This is a genomic window from Natrinema halophilum (assembly GCF_013402815.2).
GTDB classification, from domain to species: domain Archaea; phylum Halobacteriota; class Halobacteria; order Halobacteriales; family Natrialbaceae; genus Natrinema; species Natrinema halophilum.
Window position 1 is genome coordinate 1995586 of the sequence record NZ_CP058601.1, and the last position, 17821, is coordinate 2013406.

The following is a 17821-nucleotide window of genomic DNA, read 5'->3' on the forward strand; positions in this document are numbered from 1 at the left end:
CGAGAATCGACGAGGCCCCATCAAACGTCGGGCGAATATATTCGACCGGGTACACGCCCGGAGAGTTCCATGGTGGATCCAGTCCTCGCCAGTCGGCTCCAGTTTGCGCTGACGACCATCGTTCACATCGTCTTCCCCGTGATGAGCATGGGGCTCGCCCCCTTCCTCGTCTATTTTACGTGGAAGTCGATCCGATCGTCCGACCCGCTCTGGGAACGTCAGCGTCGGTTCTGGACCCGGATCTTCGCCGTCAGTTTCGTTGTCGGAACCGTGACCGGGCTCGTCCTCGAGTTCGAATTCGGGACGAACTTCGCAGCCTTCGCGACGTTCGCCGGTGAACTGTTCGGCGGACCACTGGCAATCGAGGGAATGATGGCGTTTTTCCTCGAGGCCACGTTCCTTGGGGTCTTCGTCTTCGGGCGCGAGAAGGTCGGCGACGCCCTCTACATGATATCGGCCGTCGCCGTCGGCCTGGGAACATGGCTCTCGGCGGTCTGGATCCTGATCGCTAACTCGTGGATGCAGACCCCGCGCGGGTACGAACTCGCCCGACAGAACGGCCAGTCGGTGGTAACGCTGGTCGATCCCGTCGCGGCCTATCTCAACCCGCGGTTTCCGTGGATGTTCGTCCACATGCAATCGGCGGCCGTCCTCTCGGTCGCGCTGTTCATGGCCGGAGTCGCGGCGTACTTCGTGTATCGCTCGAACGATGGTCGACGGGAGCATGCCGACGAGACGGACCCGGAAAGTGACTCGAGTGCTGCGAAAGGCGGTCCGTCCGGTCCCGAAACGACCGCCGGGACCGACGACGAGCGATTCTGGCGCACGACGTTGAAGATCGCCCTAATCGTACTGCTCGTGACCGCACCGTTCCAGGTCGTCCACGGCGACTCCTACGCCCGTCACGTAGCAGACACGCAACCGCAGAAGTTCGCCGCGATGGAGGCACAGTACGAGACCGAAGCGCCGGCCGCGCTCCACCTCGTCGCGATTCCGACCGATCCGAGTGCCCTTACCGATCCCCGCGCGGAAAACCTCTGGACGATCGACATCCCCGCGCTCGCATCGGTCCTGGCCAGCGGCGGCGATCCGTCGTACGCGGTACAGGGCCTCGACGAGTTCGAGGGATCGCCGCCGGTCGCGATCGTGTTCTGGTCCTTTCGTGTCATGGTATTGCTCGGCTTCTGGTTCGCCGGCCTGGCGGTATGGGGTGCCTACCGATGGGGGAGCGGCGATCTGTTCTCGGATCGGAAACTTCACCTCGCGCTAATGGCCTCCGCCCCCCTCGGTTTCCTCGCCGTCGAGACCGGTTGGATCGTCACCGAAGTCGGGCGCCAGCCGTGGGTCGTCCAGGGCCTCCTCAAGACCGAATCCGGCGTCTCGCCCGGTCTCACCGGAACGGAAGCGACGGTGACGCTGGCCGGTTTCGCCCTCGTCTACACCGGATTGCTCCTTGGATACGGCTACGTCGTAACGCGGATCATCCGAGCGGGACCGCCCGCGATCGAATCCACCGACGGCGCTGCGTCGGACGGACAGCAGAATCGGGCCTCGAGACCGGAGGACGACGCAGCGACTGCGGAGGTGTCGGGTGATGACTGATCTCGGTGTCTTCTCACCTGTCGCGTTCGCGCTCGCGTCGGCCATCGACCTGCCGACGATATGGGTCGTCATCGTCTTCGCATTCCTCGGCACGTTCCTCTTCCTCGACGGGTTCGATTTCGGGGCCGGCGCGCTGTTCGCGACGCGGACGGACGAGGCCGAGCGCGAGCGCATTCTCGCGGCGATCGGTCCGTTCTGGGACGGGAACGAGGTGTGGCTGGTCGTCTTTGGCGGGGGGCTGTTCGCCGCGTTCCCACCGATCTACGCGGCCCTGTTCAGCCGGCACTACCTGCTGTTATTCGGGGTTCTCGGGGCGCTTATCTGCCGCGGCCTCGCGCCGGAGTTCTACGAACAGCGCGACGACGAGCGATGGCAGCGCTGGTGGGGCCGAGCTTTCGTCGTCGGCAGCGTTGCTTCCCCCTTCCTGCTCGGCACATTCGTCGGCAACTGGCTGCTCGGAACGACCGTCACCGAGGCGCCGGCGACGCTCCTCGTCGGCCTCGCCATCGTCTCACTCACCGTCGTCACCGGCGGTGCGTTCCTCGCACTAAAGACCGACGGGGACCTCGCGGCAGATGCCCGAACGTGGGGACGGCGCGCCCTCGTGGCCTACCTCTCGGTGATCGCCGTGGTCCTCTTCGCGCTGGCCACCCGCTTTTCGGTTCGAGAAACACTGCTCGAGCCGGTCCCGCTGTCGCTCGTCGTCGTTTCGGCCGCGGTAGGCGGTGGTTACGTCCTCGCACTCCGTCGCAAACGCGATCTCGTCGCATTTATCGCCGCCGGCGGCCTGACCTACGTGCTAGTCGCGCTCGTCGCAACGCTCCTGTATCCGACGCTCGACCCTGCGACCGGGCTGACCGCCACGGAGGCCGCGATCTCGCCGCTCTCACTTCGTCTGTTGTCGCTATCTGCGGCCCTTCTCGTGCCGCTCGTCTGCGTCTACTTCGCGGTTCTCTACTCGACGTTCTCCGGCCCGGTCGAGACGGAGGGGTACTGACAGTCCCCGATCGAGAGCCCACAGATCTCCGCTCTCAGTCCGTCGTTCGGCGCTGTGCTGGTCGGTACCTCACCGGCGTTTGCGGATCTCGGGGCTTTAAGCACGGTCGGACATTCGCTCCGCGTGTGAAACGAATCATCGAAACCGACGATGCGCCCGCTGCGGTCGGTGCGTACAGCCAGGCGACGGAGAACGGTTCGTTGCTGTTCACCGCCGGTCAGATTCCGATGACGGCCGACGGCGAACTGCTCGACGACGAACCCATCGAGGCACAGACAGAACAGGCCCTCTACAATCTCGACGCCGTTCTCGACGAAGCGGACGCGACGTCAGCGGACATCCTCAAGGTGACCGTCTTTCTCGAGGACATCGGCGATTTCGACGCGATGAACGAAACCTACGCCGAGTATTTCGACGCCGAACCGCCGGCTCGCAGCGCCGTCGAGGTCGCCGCACTTCCGAAAGGCGTCGCCGTCGAGATCGAAGCCATCGCGAGCCTCGAGTGATCGCGGTGATCGCGGTGATCGCGGTGATCGTCGCGTGAGCGGCCATCCGGCCGAAAAGAGGGGGATCGATTCGCGCACCAGATCGGCGGTCCTGTGGGGAATCGTCGGCTTCCTCTCGTTTCTCGTCCTCCTCCAGGGGTATGCGCTCGTCGACGAGCCGATCGTCTCGATCGGATGGGGGCTGGTAATCGCATCGCTGGTCGGCTTCGGATCGCTGGTCGGGTCGTACCTGCTCGAACCGCGAATCGCCGCGTGGTCGAACTGTCGGAACGGAAAGTGACCGAATCTCGTAACAGTTAAACGACGGACGGAGTAAGGATCACGTGGGCCAGGATGGCCGAACGGTAAGGCGCACGCCTGGAAAGCGTGTTCCCTTTCGGGATTCAGGGTTCAAATCCCTGTCCTGGCGTCCAATTTTAGGTTTAGATCCAACACCGATAAAGGAGTTGGGCCCGACGCGGTCTTGCGGTTTTTCTCTTTGGGGTGGTCTGCGTGACGATTCCGCCGGCACAGCAGTGCACGCTGCCAAGCTGTGAAGAGGAAGCCGTCGACCCAACTAACCCCGGCGCCCTCTGCCAGAATCATCTTGGCGGACTCGAGTCGGAGGAACCTGTCACGAAACCCGACGAGTCGGACGGATCGGACCCCCTTTGCGACACCTCTCCAGTTGTAGATACATCACATGTACAACGAATAGAGACCATCCCGTCGCCACTCGACGAACTCGGTGAGGCGTTCATCCCGTTTGACCCCGGCGAGAAGGGTGCACGCCGATCGCGGACCTCAGAGCACCTGCTTGCGCCTGACGACCCAGTTCTTGAGGCATACCTCGAGGCAGGCCACAACTACGGTGTCGTCACGCGCGGCGATCTGGCCGTCGTCGACGCGGACGAACCCGAGCGCCTTCGGGGGTTGCTCGACGCACTTCCGGCGACCGCGTGGCAGGTGTCCGGTTCGCGAACGAGCGAGCACTACTTCCTTCGCGTGCCCGGTCTCGATGCTGACCTCCCACTCGTTGATCCCGATTCCGGCGCCGAACTCGGTCACATCAAGGGTGCCGAACAGTCCTATGTCGTTGGTCCAGGGTCCCGCCACCCGTCGGGCAACCGATACGGCCCTCTCGAGGGTGACGCGATCGCGACCGTCGACGAAGACGAACTCCGCGAGTTGATCGACCCCTTCCGTCCGGGCGACGTCGACCGCGACCGGGTACCAACGGACCTGGAGAGAGCTCGGAACGCCAACGCTGGAGATTCTACCGGCCTCTCTGTTCATGACGTACTCTCTCGACGGCGCTACCCCGAAAGTGAGCGTCGCGACCACCCGTTCCACGGTTCCGACACGGGGGCGAACTTCATGGTGGACGATGGTGGTGACACCTGGCGCTGCTGGCGACACGGGTGTACCGGCAACGCGCTCCACCTCGTTGGCATTGAGCAGGGCGTTATCAGCTGTGGCGACTGGAAGCACACCGGGCTCAACACCGACACTTGGCGCGACGTCTTCACCGCCGCCCGTGACGCGGGATATGATCTACCGGAGCACGAGGGCGCCGGGGACGACGGTGTCGAACAGGTCGCCGCACTTCCCGATACTGAACTCCTGAAGGGTGCCGCATCGGGTTGGGACTGGCGTCATGCCGGCGCTCGGGAGGCCACTGAGGAGGACCTCCTCGAGCAGGCTCGGGGTCGAACGACGGAGAAGATCGCCGGCGCTATCGGAAGCGGTGACCGCGTCCTTGTCGAAGCACTCCCAACGCTCGGCAAGTCCTACGGCGCCGTGAAGGCCGCCGCCGAGACGGGAAACCCGGTGACGATACTCACCACTCGTGGGAACAAAGAGCAGTACGGACAGATCGAGGAGTGGTGTGAGAAGTTCGGTCTAACGCACAAACGGCTGCCGGCGTTCACACGCCACTGCGAGACCGCACGAGGAGACCACGGAGAGGATTGGAAGCAAACCGTTCTCGACTGGTACAATCGCGGTGCGACGCCGAAGCAGATCCACGCCCTCGCCGAGCAGGCTCACGGAAGCGAACTACCGTGCCAGCACGACGGTCAGTGTGAGCTCGCAAGCGCGTGGGACTTCGATCCCGACGAGCACCCGGACACCGTCGGTGATGACGTCGAGAGCCGTCCGTGGGACGTCCTCATCGGGCACTACACACACGCCTACAAGTCGAAGGTGGTGCATGGGCGGACGGTACTGTTCGACGAGTTCGCTGAAGAGGCCTTTGAGCAGCGGCTCGACCACGGCATCGAGGGCGCGGTCTCGTACTTCCTCCAGCAGCACGAGCCGCTCCCCTTCGACGACTACGCCGATCTCCTCGAGGGGCGCCACGACGATCAGCGCCGAGCGGACGCTCTCGCCTTCCTGGATGAGTACGGTATCGACTCCGATCCCACTGCTGTCCTCGGTGACCAAGCCGGTCACGCCGGGGCTCCGGCGGCGGTGTTCACCATCCTCGTCAGTGCGAAGGAGAACCTCGGTAACGGGTGGGAACGAGCAGAACTCCCCGATGACCGTGTCGGGCTGTTCGATCGCGAAACCGGTGCCGTGTCAATTCTCTCGCCACCCGAGCTCACCTACACCAGTGCAGTCGTCGGTCTCGACGGCACCCCCACGCGGGAGCTGTGGGAACTCGTCCTCGGGGAACGCCTGAACCACACGCAGGTACTCACTGACGCCGAGCGACGGGAGTACCTTGCCGATGGCCTCAACCTGAACCTCGTGCGGACGACCGAGGCGATCAAGCCCTACAACAACCCGGATCACGTCGCGGTCGACCGCGACCTCGCGCTCCTGGACGCGATCGCCGAGCAGCACGATACCAAGCCCGGCGTCATCACCTCAAGGAGGGCTCTCGATGTCTATTCAGATGCCGGTGCAATCGAGTACGACCCGGAGAGCGGCGACGTCGACGATGGTCCAGCCGACCGCGTCGCGTGGTTCGGTAACGTCATCGGGAGCAACCGGTTCAAGGAAACCCGCGTCGGCGCCGTCATCGGATCGAATCATTACGGTGACCGGTACATCCAGAAGTGGGGTGCCTACGCCGGCGAAGCTGTCGAAAGAGGTGATGGAAGAGGCGCTGATCTATCGTATGGTCGACTCGGTGACAAAGTCCTCGCTCACATGCGGGAGCACGATACACTCCAGGCGGCGATGCGCTTCGGTCGCGACGGCAACGGCGCCGTCGTCTACGTTCACACCGATACGCTGCCAGAGTGGGTGCCGATCGCCGGCGAGGGGCGCGTCCTCTCCACCTGGAGCGACGGCATGCGGCAGGTGATCGACGTCGCGAACGAGCTGGGGGAGTGGACGACCGCCGAGATCGCCACCCACCCGGACGTCGAGATCGGCGAGCGGCAGGTGCGTGACCACCTGACCACGCTTGCAGAAAAGCACGGCGTCCTCGAGCGGCGAACTGAAGGCTGCGGGTTCGTCTGGCGTGACAGCGGACTCCATCGGATCGGTGAGCACGGTGACGTCGAACTCGAGCCGGTCGAACTCGAGACGTTGACTGGCGAGGAAAGTGCGGAACTGGCACGTAGTAGTATCTATACGTGGGAGTTCCGGACTTCGCGACCGTCTCGGTCAGTGACTGCCCGAGCCACTGGCACAGCAGTCGATCGGTCGGCTAAAGCATCAACAAACGGAGGAGACCCGCCGCCAGATGATGGTGAATGAGTCGAATGACCGGGACAGACCGCCGCCTCCGGAAGCAACCGGTAATCGACAGGAATGGCCAGCAAACCGTAACGAAGCAGCATACAACCAACACAAAAACGATGAAAGGAAACCGAAAACCGACGCGAAACGCCCTAATAACGGGTCAAACCCCAGGGGTTAGCTTTCGATGAGCTCCGACGCGAGCACGGGCGCGAGCGAGCCAGATGCGAGCTCCGCGGAGTACGATCAGATGCTCGAAACGATCGACGTCGCGATCGCCGAGGCACGTCGGAAAGTCGAGTCGGGGCGTGTGTACGACGCCGAAAACGAGAAGGTCCGCATCAAGTGGATTCGAGCGCTGGCTTACGCGGTGAACGTCCGGCGCCAGGTGACCACCGATCGCGACCTCGAGGAGCTGGCCGAAGAGGTCGAACGGATGAAAGAACTCCGAGGTATAGACCGATGACGGCCGTCGCGAGTAGGAGTCTACTGGTTGACGGTCCTGTGATGACCTCCGGAGTCGCGCCCGGAGCGAGCATAGCGAGCATGCTACCTATGGAAACAGAACCAACGACGCTGTCCGAGTTCGCTGACAGTACCGCCGATGGGGATGACGTCGACGTGACGCCTGAGCAGAACGCGACGGACATCCAGAATCTCATCGGACTTGTCGGCACGCTGACTGACAAAGTCGGTCAGCTCGCGGAGGATCTCGAACAGCAGAAAACGGACCAACCACAGCCGGCTGAAGATTCCGAACAGGCTACCGCTGGTGACATGATGAACAGAGAAGCAAATACGACGACGGAGCGGATGTTCCAATGAACATGAGTGACAAAAATAACGCAATTGAAGAGGCCCCTGAGTGGGCGCTCGGACTTATCGAAATGATTGAACAGAACGCAAAACGAATTGACGAAATCGAAGCAAGCAGTGGGAAAAGTGCAGTCTCTGATTCGGGCTACACCCTTCGCCCGGACGAATCCCGACACCGTGGGAAGCAGCTACTGGATAATCGCCAGGCTCGAAAGAAGGTGCCAAGCAGCGGCGAGTCTGAGGGTGCCTTCACTCTCGATCCGCGAAAGACGAAATTGGCGGCAGAGGATACCGACGAACCGGAAGACGAGAATGAGAAGGAGGGTGGCTTCACCCTCGACCCACGGAGGGCCGAGTGATGGATAACCTGTTCAAACTCACGGGACGGAAGCGGTACCACTGGCCTGCGATAGACGTCACTGTCTCTCGAGACGAGGACCCGTTTCTGTTCATCGCCGACGAGGAGCGAAAGGAGCTTCTCCTCGAGCGCGACGCGTTCGAACATGTGCCTGGTGACACGCTTGAGGCCGCCCTCGAAGACGACGTCGACGACGTCACAGCGGCAATCGAGAGCGGAGAGTGGGACGAGATTCTCGACTTCCTACTCTACGCAGAGCAAGAAGCTGAGCCCCGTCCGCCAGTCTGTGAGGCGATCGTCCACCGCAGCGAGACGCTGAAACTCCAGCGGGAGAATGACGACACCTCAATCGACCCGACTGGACTGACGGTCGGGAGGTGACGGACCGTGGCAAACGCACACCAGGTGCCGTCTTCGCGAAAGGTCTGTCGTCAGTGCGGGGCGTACATGCGGTACGTCGGTAGCTCACCCCCAGCGGGGGGCGGCCACCACCGGACGGTGTTCCACTGCCCAGAGTGTAATGAACGGAGGCAGCGAGGATGACGCGACGTTCAAAGCGGGAGATCGAGCGAGCGCTCGAGGAACTATCGAGCGGCAGGGCCGCCGCTGCCGAGTCGGCCGACTTCGAGATCTCTGAGGCAGTGCGACATGACGCTCTCGCGTTCATCCGCTACTGCCACCATGTCGCGGCAGAAACCCAGGTCCATATTCAGCCAGCTGACCTTCCTGGGAACCTGATCAAAACGGCGCTGGGAACGGTTGAGCAGGGAGGGTTGACCGTCGATCGTATCGAAGCCGCAGCTGAACACGTCGGGTTCGAGCCAAGGAATCGCTCCACCTACGGGCGGGGGGAACAGGCATGACGCTCGTCGATGGAATTGCGAATAGCGAGGAGTTCCGTGAGACGCTCGGAGCTATCGGGACCGTATTCAAGGGGGACGGTGGCGGCCTCTTTGCGGTCGTTCCAAGTGGGTTGTTCGACGACGGACAGCTCCCAGATGTCAATTTCGACGATGTAACTGTGGAGGGTTCCAATGGCTCAAAGGTCGCAGTCCCTCACTACCGCCCGAGATGCCTCCGTGGCGGTGTTCACATTCTCGCTCGAGAACACATCGCGGCAGCATGGTACGACATGAGTCCGGAGGCGCTCGAGTGGGAGTACACCCACCGAATCCAGACTAATCAGCCGATTCCGCCGTTGCTCGCCGATTCAGTTGACGATGGCAAAGAGGGTGAGAAAGCGTGAGTGAGTTCTCTACTACAGCCACCGTTGAACTCGAACTGGACGATCGCTCCGTTCGGAACGTTGAGCAGCAGATTAAGTCGGCGGTAGGCACGACAGAGGTAGGTTTCACTGACGGTGGGTCGATGTCCGCCCAGGTCGCAACCGACGGGGGAGGTGGCGGGCGTGGGCGCCGCCGGCGACGTCGCGAGTATCGTTGGGCCCGCGAGCGCACCGATTACCTCGAGGAGACGGTCACGTATCTCGAGTCGATCGAGGATGGAATTGGTGGAGGCGAAGGTGGAGGGATTCTCGGCGATCTGCTCGGCGGTGGTATGGTCGGCGGTCTGCTCGGTGGGACCGCTGGAGGAGGTGGCCTTGGAACCGGGCTGGCAGCGCTTGGGATCGGTGCCGGTGCCGGGATCGGAGCTGTCGGCATCGGGAAAGGTCTTGGAGAAGCGCTCGGGGGAACAGGAGACTTCGCAGAGGGCGTCGGCGAAGGGCTTGGCGGGACTCTTGAAGGGACGGGGGACTTTGCACAGGGCGTCGGAGAAGGACTGGGTGACGTCCTCAGCGGGCTTGGCGATCTCGGCCCCGACTCAGTCGAAGTAAACCCCGAAGTCGACTTCTCCCCGACTCTAAAACCGGAGTTCAACCCTCGGTTCGATGTGTCTCCGGAAATATCTCCTGAAATAAATATCGGGGCAGAACACGAGGTTAGTGGAACGGTCCCGGTTGAAGAGCCAACAGAACCCTATCCAGTCGAAGATGTCGAGCCCCTCGAGGTGGAGGATATCGACCCGATCGAGATTACTGTGTCAGTAAATGGTCCGGCACCGGCCGGTGTTACTGAGGGTTCGTCGGTATCTACAACCGGCAATTCCTTCTCAGAAACTGCTGATGATGAGTTTGGGGATCCGTTCGGTCGTGCAAGTCAACTCGGGTCCGCTGTCCCTGCAGCTGGACACGGAGCAGGCTTCGCTATCGGTGCAATTGAGTCAACCACCAGTTACGATTCAGCCGCTGAAATGGAAGCCGATAGGCTGGATCCGAACCACTACAAAACAACACCGACTGATACTGGTTCTATCCCTCTCTCAGAAACTGGAATCGACCCGTCTACGTTTGACACGGATACTGCTTCTGGAACGTCCGCGTCGACTGTGTCCGTCACTACCGACCCCCAAATAACATTGGAGAATAGTTTCGAGACCGAAATTGTTGTTGACGAACTACGACAATTCCGTCAGAAGACATTGACTGAAATTGAGAAGATGGTGAACGACGCATTCGATGAACTAGAAGACGAACTCGAGAATGTGAAGGACGACGTCGATAGCCTTGAGCGAGCCTTCAACGGCCGGTGATATTTATACCAATGGTAATCAATCTGCTCTTATGAAAAAGGGTGCTGGCGATAGGCGAAATGTGTCAGAAAACACGGTCGGGTACTTTCTATTAATCACGGTAGTTGGGGTTATGCTATTTGGGGTGGCAAGTTTCGTAATGGAATCCTTGGGAGATCTCTGGATTCTGCTCTTTGGAGCAGGGGTTCTCGTAGTGATGTTTCATGGTGCAACAAAGATGAGGGCAACCAATAACAAACAGGACGGCCCAGACAATCCAATTGACGAGCCGAAGAGTCTCGAGGACAGTGAATAGGTACCGACCGAACGCTTAACCACCTACCACCCATACACACGCCCAATGAGCACAGACACCGGTTCGAACGACTCTCCGCACGGGGTAACGCGGATCACGCTCACCAAAGAGGACGAATGGTGGGTGGCGAAAGACGAAGAGACCGGCGTCGCGAGCCAGGGCAAGACGCGGACCGAGGCGCTCGACATGCTCGACGAGGCGGTCGCGCTCTATAACGGCGAAATCGGCGAGCCGATAGAGACGTGGGAAGAGGAGAAAGAGGTGCTGGAGGAGATCGGACTCGACCCCGAAGAAGTGAAGGCGAATCGAGAAGCCGCTGACGGGCTTCCAGAGTTCATGCAGTAACCGCGACAGATGCCGACAACCGATTTTTCCGGACTCGATGTCGTGAAAGCCCTCACCAAAAACCGGTTCCGTGTCGTCGATCGCGAAGGGAGTCACGTAAAACTCCGGTACGTACACCCGACCAACTCCGACGATGTCCGAGTGGTCTCGGTGCCGATGCACGACCGGATCAAACAGGGCACGTTGCGGAATATCGCCGAACAATCCGGTGCGAATGACTTTCACGCCTGGTGTGAGTGGGTCGATCGAAATCGGTAACACGCCGACCGGAGTCGAAAACTTCCGTCGGCAGTGAAAAAGGGCGAAGGGGAGTCGGCCGATGGCTGTACTATTCCTCGGTCTCGTCCTGTTCGTCGACGGCGATCGGCTCCAGGACGTTTTCAACGTACCAGTCGAACTCACTGAGAGTGATTGACAGGCGTTCAACGTCTCCTGTTCGAAGGGCCTTCCCCTCCCTGAGGCGGTCTGCGATTTCGTAGCAGTCCTCGCAGACCGCGTCGCTTAGCTCGAGCGTTTCTCGGGGGACAGATCGGCGTGCAGCCGCTTCCCAGTCCGGGCTTTCTTCAGTCATCTTTCCCCCTGGCATCAGGTCTGCGTTTCGCGATCGAGACAGCAGCACTTCGGTCGCGGTCGACAACGTCGACGGGACACGACTCGGTCGTGCACTCGAGCCCGGCGCTATCCACATCCCCCAGTTGATCGCACACGTGGCACTGCTGTGTGGTGTACTTCGGGTTGATGTATTCCACATCGTAGTCTTCGGCGACCGCTGCATCCGCGAATGCATGCTGTAACACCGGAAGTAGCCACGACCCCAGGTCAGTTTCACCCCGCCGGCACTCTGACAGCGGTCGGAGGGGGTAGGTGATTTCCTCGAGGACGACGGTCCCGGCGTCGGTGGCCTCGAGGTAAGCGAGCAGCTGCTCCGTAGCATCGGCAACACGGACGGCGAGGCGATCTCGATACGCCACGAACGCGTGAACTTCGGCGGCTGTTGTATCGCCGGGAAGTGCCTGCAGCCGGCGGGTCGTCGCACCAAGCTCATCGTAGAGGGCACGTACTATCCCCCCGTCGGCGATGTAGGCGTTCCTAACAGTCGGGTCGGCGGTGATCGGCGATGCAGCGAACAGCTGACGAACGCCGAGGTCAACCCCGACGCGTCGATCGGCGCCGGTCGCGGTTCCCACCGGTCGGACAGAGACCGGCGTAGAGGAGTCGGTACTCATCGGCTCACCCACTCCTCTCGGTCGGCTGGACCGTAGGCCACGAGCTCGTTGAGGAAGCTCTCGAGTTCGCTCAGTGTCCGGAAGGTCTCAAGGTTCAGCGTCTCGACAAAGGCACCCTCGGGGCTGTAGATCGACCACACTCGGGGGCCGCTCTCGTGATGGTGGCTTTCGAGATGGAAGCCGTGGTGGTCGAGAATTACTCCAGGTGGGAATGCTCCCTCGAGCATCTCCCGGTAGAAATCGAGCCCGCCACGGTACAGGTCGGGACGTGGGGCGATCACGATGTCCGGGTCTTCGGTCATCGCGAACGCCCACCTCCAGTAGTATCCGCGGTGTCCACAGCTGGGCGACCCGTGGCCCCGTCGTCGCCGGCGGTGGTGTCAGCGTTTCGCTCGGTGGCGTGTTGCTCGTGGCGGTACCGGAGCGTCATCTCCTCGATCGTCTTCTTACAGCTGAGGAATTCGCGGACGTCGTCGTCGAACAGTGCGTTCAGGTCGACGTCTCCCATCGCAAGCGTGACGTCGCACAGCCTGTCAGCGGCTCGCTCGAGGGTCTCGGAATCACTCATCAGATTCCCCCCGTTCCCACCGGCGGAAGTTCGTGGTGGCCTATCCTCGTCCGTCTCGTGAGTCTCGTCGGCCGCAACCCGGCCCTCAGTTTCCGGGGCCGTGACGGCCTTGGCACGTTCGATCTCCTCGAACTCGGCCTGAATCCGCTCCTCAGGCCACTCCTCAACGCGGTCAGTACGCCGGCCGCGATCGCGAGGTCGGACTCGAGGACCACCGAGTGGGCTTCGCCACGCCGTCATTGGTCCCCTCCCTCTTCGCTTTCGTCACCATCGGCCTCTCCGGGCTGCAACTCTCGAGCTCGGTCGACTACTTCCGCCTCGAGGTATTTCATCGCCCGCTTGTGCTTCGAGACCGCGTCGACGAGGGTGTGGCCCTTCGCCTTGATGGTGTGGACGTCCTGGTCTCGCGTGCCGGTTCCACGCGTCAGTTTCGACGTGATCGAGACACCGGTATCGGTCCGCTCAACGAGCTGGTCCGCGTCGACGTCGTCGGTCATCGGTCGCTCACCTCGGCAAACCGGCATCCGTCACGGTGGGTGACGAGGTCGCGGTCGATGTCCTCGTGAACCTCGCGGCTGCAGTCTCGGCACTGGTAGTATCGCGCACCGGTCGGTTCGCCGTACTTGTCGTATTCGACGTGAGGGCCGTCCCACGGATCGACGTCGTCGCTCTCGAGGATCTCGGCATCGTCGCCGGCGATCGCCCCGGTCACGCCACCGTCGGACGTCGCGACGCGCGGGCCGTTGGCGTGTTCGCCCAGGCGGGGGTCGACGTCCAACTCGGCGAGGGTCCTCGCGTCGACCGTCTCGTGTCCCATCGCGATCCGCGCACGGCGGACGTGTTTGCACCCACCGTCGGGGTGGCGGTACTCCGAGTCGGGGCACTCACACACGCCCTCGCGGACGTCCACGAGGTACTCCTTGCCGCTCTGTGAGGTGACAAGGGTCAGGTCATCGGCGCCGCGAGCCCGGCCGATCTCGGGCGTGACAGTCAGATACTCCTCGAGAGCGCGGACGTCGCGCTCGTCGAGCGTGTCGATACATTCTTCCGCTGCTTTGTCGTAGTTCGTCATGGCTTTCTGGTCTAACGAAAGCCGACGTCGGGTGCTGATGACACCCGGCGCAATCCTTCAGAAGATCACGCCCGAGGACGTCTGCTTTCTATCCTATGCAACTACCTGCAAAGGCTTAAAGGTTGTCCTTTGCAAGGTTCTGCAAAGGACTTATTACAGATAGCCACCAAATCACTAATGCAGATGGATGCAAAGGTCCAAATAATGGCCGATCGCGACGATGACTCGGGGCGGTACACGGAAACCTTCCCGCTCGAAGAATTCACAGAAGCGCTCAAGAACCTTGGAGGTTCAGCCGGGACTCAAGAGGTTGCCGACGAAGTTGGATGTAAGTATCGTACAGCGAACGCAAAGCTCCACGAGCTCAAGGAACGTGGAGAGGTGACCGCTCGTAAGGTCGGAAACGCCTATCTCTGGATGATTGATGGTGGGGGATGATCGCCGTGGCTCTTTCAACTAACCGCAAGCATAATGTCCTCCGTTGCCCGGAGTGCGACGAGGATCTCGAGGGCAACCTCGGTCGGGTGCCGGCGGCCGTCGACGGCGACGCCGTCCGAGTGGCGATCGACTGCCCGGGGTGTGCGACGTCGCTCGAGTTCTCCGGCGTCCAGGTGGGGATATCAATCGAAGCTGTCGGTGGAGGGTGACATCATGCCTGAATGCGCGGGCTGTGGTGCCCACGTCACGTCTGACTACCATCGCGTCTTCTCGGCCCGCGACGGTGAACTGAAGGCGTGCATCAACTGCTCGAGCAATCGCGTGGCCCGCGACGCCGGTCGAAGCGAAGCGGGTTCAATGTGAAAATGGGCCGTCAAGTCTCATGCAAACCGAAGGACGGGAGCGAGGTGGATGAAACTTCACGCGCGCGAGGCTATTCTCAGCTTTCGGACTCGAGTTTCAACTGCATGATCTTTGCATACTCCTCGTTATTCAGGTCACCCCGTCGAAAAAGTAGATCGAGCATACGACGGGGGAGGGTCGCGAGTTCCTCGTCGGTCATATCGCCTGTGGAGTCGCCGAGAGACACCACCAGCTCGTTTGTCACTTCTTCCGGGACGCGGTCATCGCCCCGAAATTCAATCGCGGTACTCACTCCCTTTTCTACCTGGTTATTGAACGATTTGGTCACTCGAGCCAAGTGTTCTTCAGACGAATACTCCTTGTCTGGCGAGGACAGGAATTCTCTGACGTCGGTCTCATTGGTGAACATCGGCCGTTTCTGTGCCCACAGATACAACATCGCTGCAAGTGGCCAGGCCGGGGGCGCCTCTTCACCATCCGAATCCTCGTCCCTTTTAAATATCTCTTCCAGTTCGTTCTCATCCAAGTATTCAACGAGAACTTTGAGGTCGAGTAAACCGTTCCGTGCACGCTCCCGAATCGCGTTACGTCGCTTGGTTCTGGCCGGTGGACTATATATGCTGTTGCGTCTAACCTCGCCCATTTCGAGGTATTCCCGATCACTGTCAGTCAGTATTCCGCGTGGTCGATTAACCATATTGGGCAACAATAGACACCAATGGCACCAAAGCAGTTAAACCTATGGGCCTCCATTGTCAAAACAGAATGTCAGCTGAAGCCGATCGATCCCACACGACACTGTGGGTAAGCAAAACGACAGCCTCTCGGCTGGAGGATCTAAAGCCCTTTGAGAGTCTCACGTGGGACGAGTGGTTGGCAGAGTTGGCCGATCAATACGAAAACACGGCGTAGACACTCATGAACAGTGGATCCAACAGGGAGATGACCCGACCGCGCCCACGGCCGGCGAGCCCTGCAAAGACTACTGACGAGTACCGCAACGACAACCCCGATAGTCCCGACGACGGTGTTGTCTATCTGTCCTTTCGGGCGGATGGGTCTTATTTCTGTCGTCGGGGCACCGCGAGCCCACGACATGATCACTGAGAACAATCAATCAGACAGAACAGCGGCTGAACTAACCGACCCGGATACGGATGCGAGCGCCGGATATGCTGAAGAATACCTCCACCAAGGCGTTGAGTCGGCCAGTGACTCAATGGAACCGGATGAGGAGTTCGACCGATTACTTGAGTTTGCCGACCGACTCGCCGCCGCGACTCGCGAGGATCGACCGATGCAGTACCGCGAGAAACACGCACGGAGGGTGACGAGCTGATATGAGTTTAGCCACAGATACGAATCCTGACGAGTACGTTCGGAAGAATCGAGAGACGTTGGTGAAGATCATCAAGCACGGCAACGACGATTTCGTCCGATCGCTGGCACTCGCTGCGATAGTTGAATTTGGCGGAGAGCCCGACCTGGAGAAGGTCCGCCGCGAGATCGACCGGGTTATCGAGATGGAGGGTGCGGCATGATCACCGCCTCAGCTGTCAGCGTCGACCGCGTCGACGAACTGCCGTGCAGTTTCAATGACGTCCGGATCACCACCGAGCGCTTCGACGAGCGGCTCGAGGTCCTCCAGGCTGGCGAGGAGTTCGGGATGTTCCTTCGCGAGTCCGAGGAGTTGTCGCCGTTGCTCGTCCTGCTCCCGTTCGATCTCGTCGACGGCACCATGCTCGAGGGCTTGGTGGCACCACATGCAGAACGGTTCGTGTCGCGGGGTTTCCTTTTCACACCGGTCACACACAACAGCAGCCGTGGGTTCGGGTTCGTCGACTTCGACGTCGAGTCCGTGAGCACGGGCGAGCTCGCGATCACTCGCTTCAGCGAAGACCGAGATGTATCGAGAAGCCGCTTTGCTCCCGCGGGTCCATCCGTGGTGATCCTCGAGGACGGCCTGGTTCACGCCCTGACTCGCAAGGTGGCTCGCCGAGGACTTGCGGAAGTTCGTGAAGGTGACGGGCTTAGTGATGCCTGCACGTTCGGCTGCTTTTTTAGGGATCTTCGCCGCCATCTGGTACGACATCTCTTCGCCGTTCTGAAGTTTGCACCACAGCAGCGCGTTGGGGTCGTCACTCCGAGGGTGGTCGGTCAGCCAGCGGTTGAGGTACGGAACCGACGTGATGAGCGTGATCGAGCGCTGTCCCTTCTTTCCGTCGACGGTGATCTGGAGACCGTGTTTGTGGTCGGTGACGTCGCCGACAGTGAGCCCGAGAAGCTCGCCCGAGCGCGGGCCGCCGTCCCATGCGACTGCAATCAGGGCGGCGTCGCGGGCGTTCATCGTCGCGTCAATCATCGGGCGGACGTCTTCGTCCCACTCGAGCATGTCGCCCGGATCCGGGATCGGGTTGTAGTTCGACGACGTGCCGGTCGGGATCCACTCGAGACTCTCTGGGACGTCGTCGCCGGGAGTGAGGAAACGACCGAAGGCACGGAGGGCGTTGCGATTGTCCTTGTTGCTTTCGACGTTGTCGTATTCCTGGTGGATGACACGGACAACGTGCTCGGCGGCTTCGCGATCGTCGAGGACGTCCGCCAGGCCGTCACTTCGTTCGGCGAGGATTGTGCAGTGACGGAGCAGCTTCTCGTGGCGAGCGACACCGATCCGCGACGGGACGAGGGCCAGGGCCTTGCTGAAGTCGAGGAGCAGCTCACGATCGGCGTCGGAGACGTCACGCTCGCCGTCTTCGATCTGTTCGACGAGACGGTCGAGCGCGAGTTGCTTGTCGGGCATGTGGTGACGGTACCCTTTTTTATATTAATTGGAGTTAAACCTTCCGTTCATTTCCCTGTCCTGGCGTTTTCCGTCGCGAGCAATCCGCGAGCGACGAAAACTCGACGAGAGGACGCGATTCCGTGAGGCGTAGCGACCGACGTGACGCTGGCCGTCGCCGATCTGTCGGTACCC

28 protein-coding genes and 1 tRNA gene are annotated in these 17821 nt (G+C 61.1%); 21 read left to right on the plus strand and 8 right to left on the minus strand.

Annotation, left to right across the window (positions count from 1 at the left end; all coding sequences use genetic code 11):
- Positions 1 to 69 precede the first annotated feature (69 nt).
- The 16 genes from HYG82_RS30485 (at position 70) to HYG82_RS30560 (ending at position 11438) form a co-directional block, all read left to right on the plus strand.
- A complete protein-coding gene (locus tag HYG82_RS30485; RefSeq protein ID WP_179260821.1) occupies positions 70 to 1602 on the plus strand; it encodes a cytochrome ubiquinol oxidase subunit I in 1533 nt (510 codons plus the stop codon).
- Positions 1595 to 2599: a cytochrome d ubiquinol oxidase subunit II gene (gene cydB, locus HYG82_RS30490; protein ID WP_179260822.1), complete on the plus strand. Its 1005-nt coding sequence runs from the start codon at positions 1595 to 1597 to the stop codon at positions 2597 to 2599. Before HYG82_RS30485 ends, cydB begins: the two co-directional genes overlap by 8 nt.
- Positions 2600 to 2724: 125 nt before the next feature.
- Entirely contained in the window at positions 2725 to 3105 is a 381-nt protein-coding gene (locus HYG82_RS30495; RefSeq protein WP_179260823.1) for a Rid family detoxifying hydrolase, read from the plus strand.
- 34 nt (positions 3106 to 3139) lie between these two features.
- The gene (locus HYG82_RS30500) at positions 3140 to 3385 is read left to right on the plus strand and encodes a DUF7981 family protein (protein WP_179260824.1); all 246 of its coding nucleotides are present in this window, start codon (positions 3140 to 3142) and stop codon (positions 3383 to 3385) included.
- Between the two features lie 47 nt (positions 3386 to 3432).
- Positions 3433 to 3514 (plus strand) — tRNA-Ser (locus tag HYG82_RS30505).
- A gap of 83 nt (positions 3515 to 3597) precedes the next feature.
- Positions 3598 to 6795 carry a bifunctional DNA primase/polymerase gene (locus tag HYG82_RS30510; protein ID WP_179260825.1) on the plus strand — a complete coding sequence of 1066 codons (3198 nt, stop codon included), beginning with the start codon at positions 3598 to 3600 and terminating at the stop codon, positions 6793 to 6795.
- 169 nt (positions 6796 to 6964) lie between these two features.
- Positions 6965 to 7243, plus strand: coding sequence for a DUF8136 domain-containing protein (locus HYG82_RS30515; protein ID WP_179260826.1), 279 nt, complete (start codon positions 6965 to 6967; stop codon positions 7241 to 7243).
- An 89-nt stretch (positions 7244 to 7332) separates the two neighbouring features.
- The gene (locus HYG82_RS30520; RefSeq protein ID WP_179260827.1) at positions 7333 to 7602 is read left to right on the plus strand and encodes a hypothetical protein; all 270 of its coding nucleotides are present in this window, start codon (positions 7333 to 7335) and stop codon (positions 7600 to 7602) included.
- 2 nt (positions 7603 to 7604) lie between these two features.
- Positions 7605 to 7952 carry a hypothetical protein gene (locus HYG82_RS30525; RefSeq protein ID WP_179260828.1) on the plus strand — a complete coding sequence of 116 codons (348 nt, stop codon included), beginning with the start codon at positions 7605 to 7607 and terminating at the stop codon, positions 7950 to 7952.
- A complete protein-coding gene (locus HYG82_RS30530) occupies positions 7952 to 8332 on the plus strand; it encodes a hypothetical protein (RefSeq protein ID WP_179260829.1) in 381 nt (126 codons plus the stop codon). Before HYG82_RS30525 ends, HYG82_RS30530 begins: the two co-directional genes overlap by 1 nt.
- A gap of 158 nt (positions 8333 to 8490) precedes the next feature.
- The gene (locus HYG82_RS30535) at positions 8491 to 8814 is read left to right on the plus strand and encodes a hypothetical protein (protein ID WP_179260830.1); all 324 of its coding nucleotides are present in this window, start codon (positions 8491 to 8493) and stop codon (positions 8812 to 8814) included.
- Positions 8811 to 9197, plus strand: a complete 387-nt coding sequence (locus HYG82_RS30540; RefSeq protein WP_179260831.1) for a hypothetical protein — start codon at positions 8811 to 8813, stop codon at positions 9195 to 9197. Before HYG82_RS30535 ends, HYG82_RS30540 begins: the two co-directional genes overlap by 4 nt.
- A gap of 311 nt (positions 9198 to 9508) precedes the next feature.
- On the plus strand, positions 9509 to 10540 hold the full coding sequence (locus HYG82_RS30545) for a hypothetical protein (RefSeq protein ID WP_235217873.1): 1032 nt from the start codon (positions 9509 to 9511) through the stop codon (positions 10538 to 10540).
- Between the two features lie 31 nt (positions 10541 to 10571).
- The gene (locus tag HYG82_RS30550; RefSeq protein WP_179260833.1) at positions 10572 to 10835 is read left to right on the plus strand and encodes a hypothetical protein; all 264 of its coding nucleotides are present in this window, start codon (positions 10572 to 10574) and stop codon (positions 10833 to 10835) included.
- Positions 10836 to 10880: 45 nt separating this feature from the next.
- A complete protein-coding gene (locus HYG82_RS30555; protein ID WP_179260834.1) occupies positions 10881 to 11180 on the plus strand; it encodes a type II toxin-antitoxin system HicB family antitoxin in 300 nt (99 codons plus the stop codon).
- Positions 11181 to 11189: 9 nt separating this feature from the next.
- Positions 11190 to 11438, plus strand: a complete 249-nt coding sequence (locus tag HYG82_RS30560) for a type II toxin-antitoxin system HicA family toxin (RefSeq protein WP_179260835.1) — start codon at positions 11190 to 11192, stop codon at positions 11436 to 11438.
- 70 nt (positions 11439 to 11508) lie between these two features.
- Here the strand turns inward: HYG82_RS30560 and HYG82_RS30565 are convergent, their stop codons facing one another.
- Genes HYG82_RS30565 through HYG82_RS30590 form a run of 6 tightly spaced genes read right to left on the minus strand, consistent with a single transcriptional unit; the run spans position 11509 to position 14046 of the window.
- Positions 11509 to 11751 (minus strand): hypothetical protein, encoded by a 243-nt coding sequence (locus tag HYG82_RS30565; RefSeq protein WP_179260836.1) that lies wholly within the window; start codon positions 11749 to 11751, stop codon positions 11509 to 11511.
- Positions 11744 to 12406, minus strand: a complete 663-nt coding sequence (locus HYG82_RS30570) for a zinc ribbon domain-containing protein (protein ID WP_179260837.1) — start codon at positions 12404 to 12406, stop codon at positions 11744 to 11746. Before HYG82_RS30570 ends, HYG82_RS30565 begins: the two co-directional genes overlap by 8 nt.
- Positions 12403 to 12708, minus strand: coding sequence for a hypothetical protein (locus HYG82_RS30575; RefSeq protein ID WP_179260838.1), 306 nt, complete (start codon positions 12706 to 12708; stop codon positions 12403 to 12405). Before HYG82_RS30575 ends, HYG82_RS30570 begins: the two co-directional genes overlap by 4 nt.
- Positions 12705 to 13214, minus strand: a complete 510-nt coding sequence (locus tag HYG82_RS30580) for a hypothetical protein (RefSeq protein ID WP_179260839.1) — start codon at positions 13212 to 13214, stop codon at positions 12705 to 12707. The genes HYG82_RS30575 and HYG82_RS30580 overlap by 4 nt, the downstream gene beginning before the upstream one ends.
- The gene (locus HYG82_RS30585; protein WP_179260840.1) at positions 13211 to 13471 is read right to left on the minus strand and encodes a DUF7389 domain-containing protein; all 261 of its coding nucleotides are present in this window, start codon (positions 13469 to 13471) and stop codon (positions 13211 to 13213) included. The genes HYG82_RS30580 and HYG82_RS30585 overlap by 4 nt, the downstream gene beginning before the upstream one ends.
- The gene (locus HYG82_RS30590; RefSeq protein ID WP_179260841.1) at positions 13468 to 14046 is read right to left on the minus strand and encodes a DUF8118 domain-containing protein; all 579 of its coding nucleotides are present in this window, start codon (positions 14044 to 14046) and stop codon (positions 13468 to 13470) included. Before HYG82_RS30590 ends, HYG82_RS30585 begins: the two co-directional genes overlap by 4 nt.
- 177 nt (positions 14047 to 14223) lie before the next feature.
- On the opposite strand from HYG82_RS30590, the gene HYG82_RS30595 reads away from it, so the two are divergent.
- Genes HYG82_RS30595 through HYG82_RS30605 form a run of 3 tightly spaced genes read left to right on the plus strand, consistent with a single transcriptional unit; the run spans position 14224 to position 14847 of the window.
- Positions 14224 to 14484, plus strand: coding sequence for an ArsR family transcriptional regulator (locus tag HYG82_RS30595; protein ID WP_235217874.1), 261 nt, complete (start codon positions 14224 to 14226; stop codon positions 14482 to 14484).
- A gap of 5 nt (positions 14485 to 14489) precedes the next feature.
- A complete protein-coding gene (locus tag HYG82_RS30600; RefSeq protein WP_179260842.1) occupies positions 14490 to 14693 on the plus strand; it encodes a hypothetical protein in 204 nt (67 codons plus the stop codon).
- A 4-nt stretch (positions 14694 to 14697) separates the two neighbouring features.
- Positions 14698 to 14847, plus strand: coding sequence for a DUF7563 family protein (locus tag HYG82_RS30605; RefSeq protein ID WP_179260843.1), 150 nt, complete (start codon positions 14698 to 14700; stop codon positions 14845 to 14847).
- A 76-nt stretch (positions 14848 to 14923) separates the two neighbouring features.
- Here HYG82_RS30605 and HYG82_RS30610 read toward each other — a convergent pair whose 3' ends face one another.
- The gene (locus HYG82_RS30610) at positions 14924 to 15544 is read right to left on the minus strand and encodes a DUF8102 family protein (protein WP_179260844.1); all 621 of its coding nucleotides are present in this window, start codon (positions 15542 to 15544) and stop codon (positions 14924 to 14926) included.
- A gap of 399 nt (positions 15545 to 15943) precedes the next feature.
- Between HYG82_RS30610 and HYG82_RS30615 the strand changes: the two genes are divergently transcribed.
- Positions 15944 to 16186 (plus strand): hypothetical protein, encoded by a 243-nt coding sequence (locus tag HYG82_RS30615; protein ID WP_179260845.1) that lies wholly within the window; start codon positions 15944 to 15946, stop codon positions 16184 to 16186.
- A gap of 1 nt (position 16187) precedes the next feature.
- Complete coding sequence (locus HYG82_RS30620; protein WP_179260846.1) at positions 16188 to 16388, plus strand: hypothetical protein; 201 nt, start codon at positions 16188 to 16190, stop codon at positions 16386 to 16388.
- An 8-nt stretch (positions 16389 to 16396) separates the two neighbouring features.
- On the opposite strand, the gene HYG82_RS30625 is transcribed toward HYG82_RS30620, so the two are convergent.
- A complete protein-coding gene (locus tag HYG82_RS30625; protein WP_179260847.1) occupies positions 16397 to 17647 on the minus strand; it encodes a tyrosine-type recombinase/integrase in 1251 nt (416 codons plus the stop codon).
- Positions 17648 to 17821: the final 174 nt, after the last annotated feature.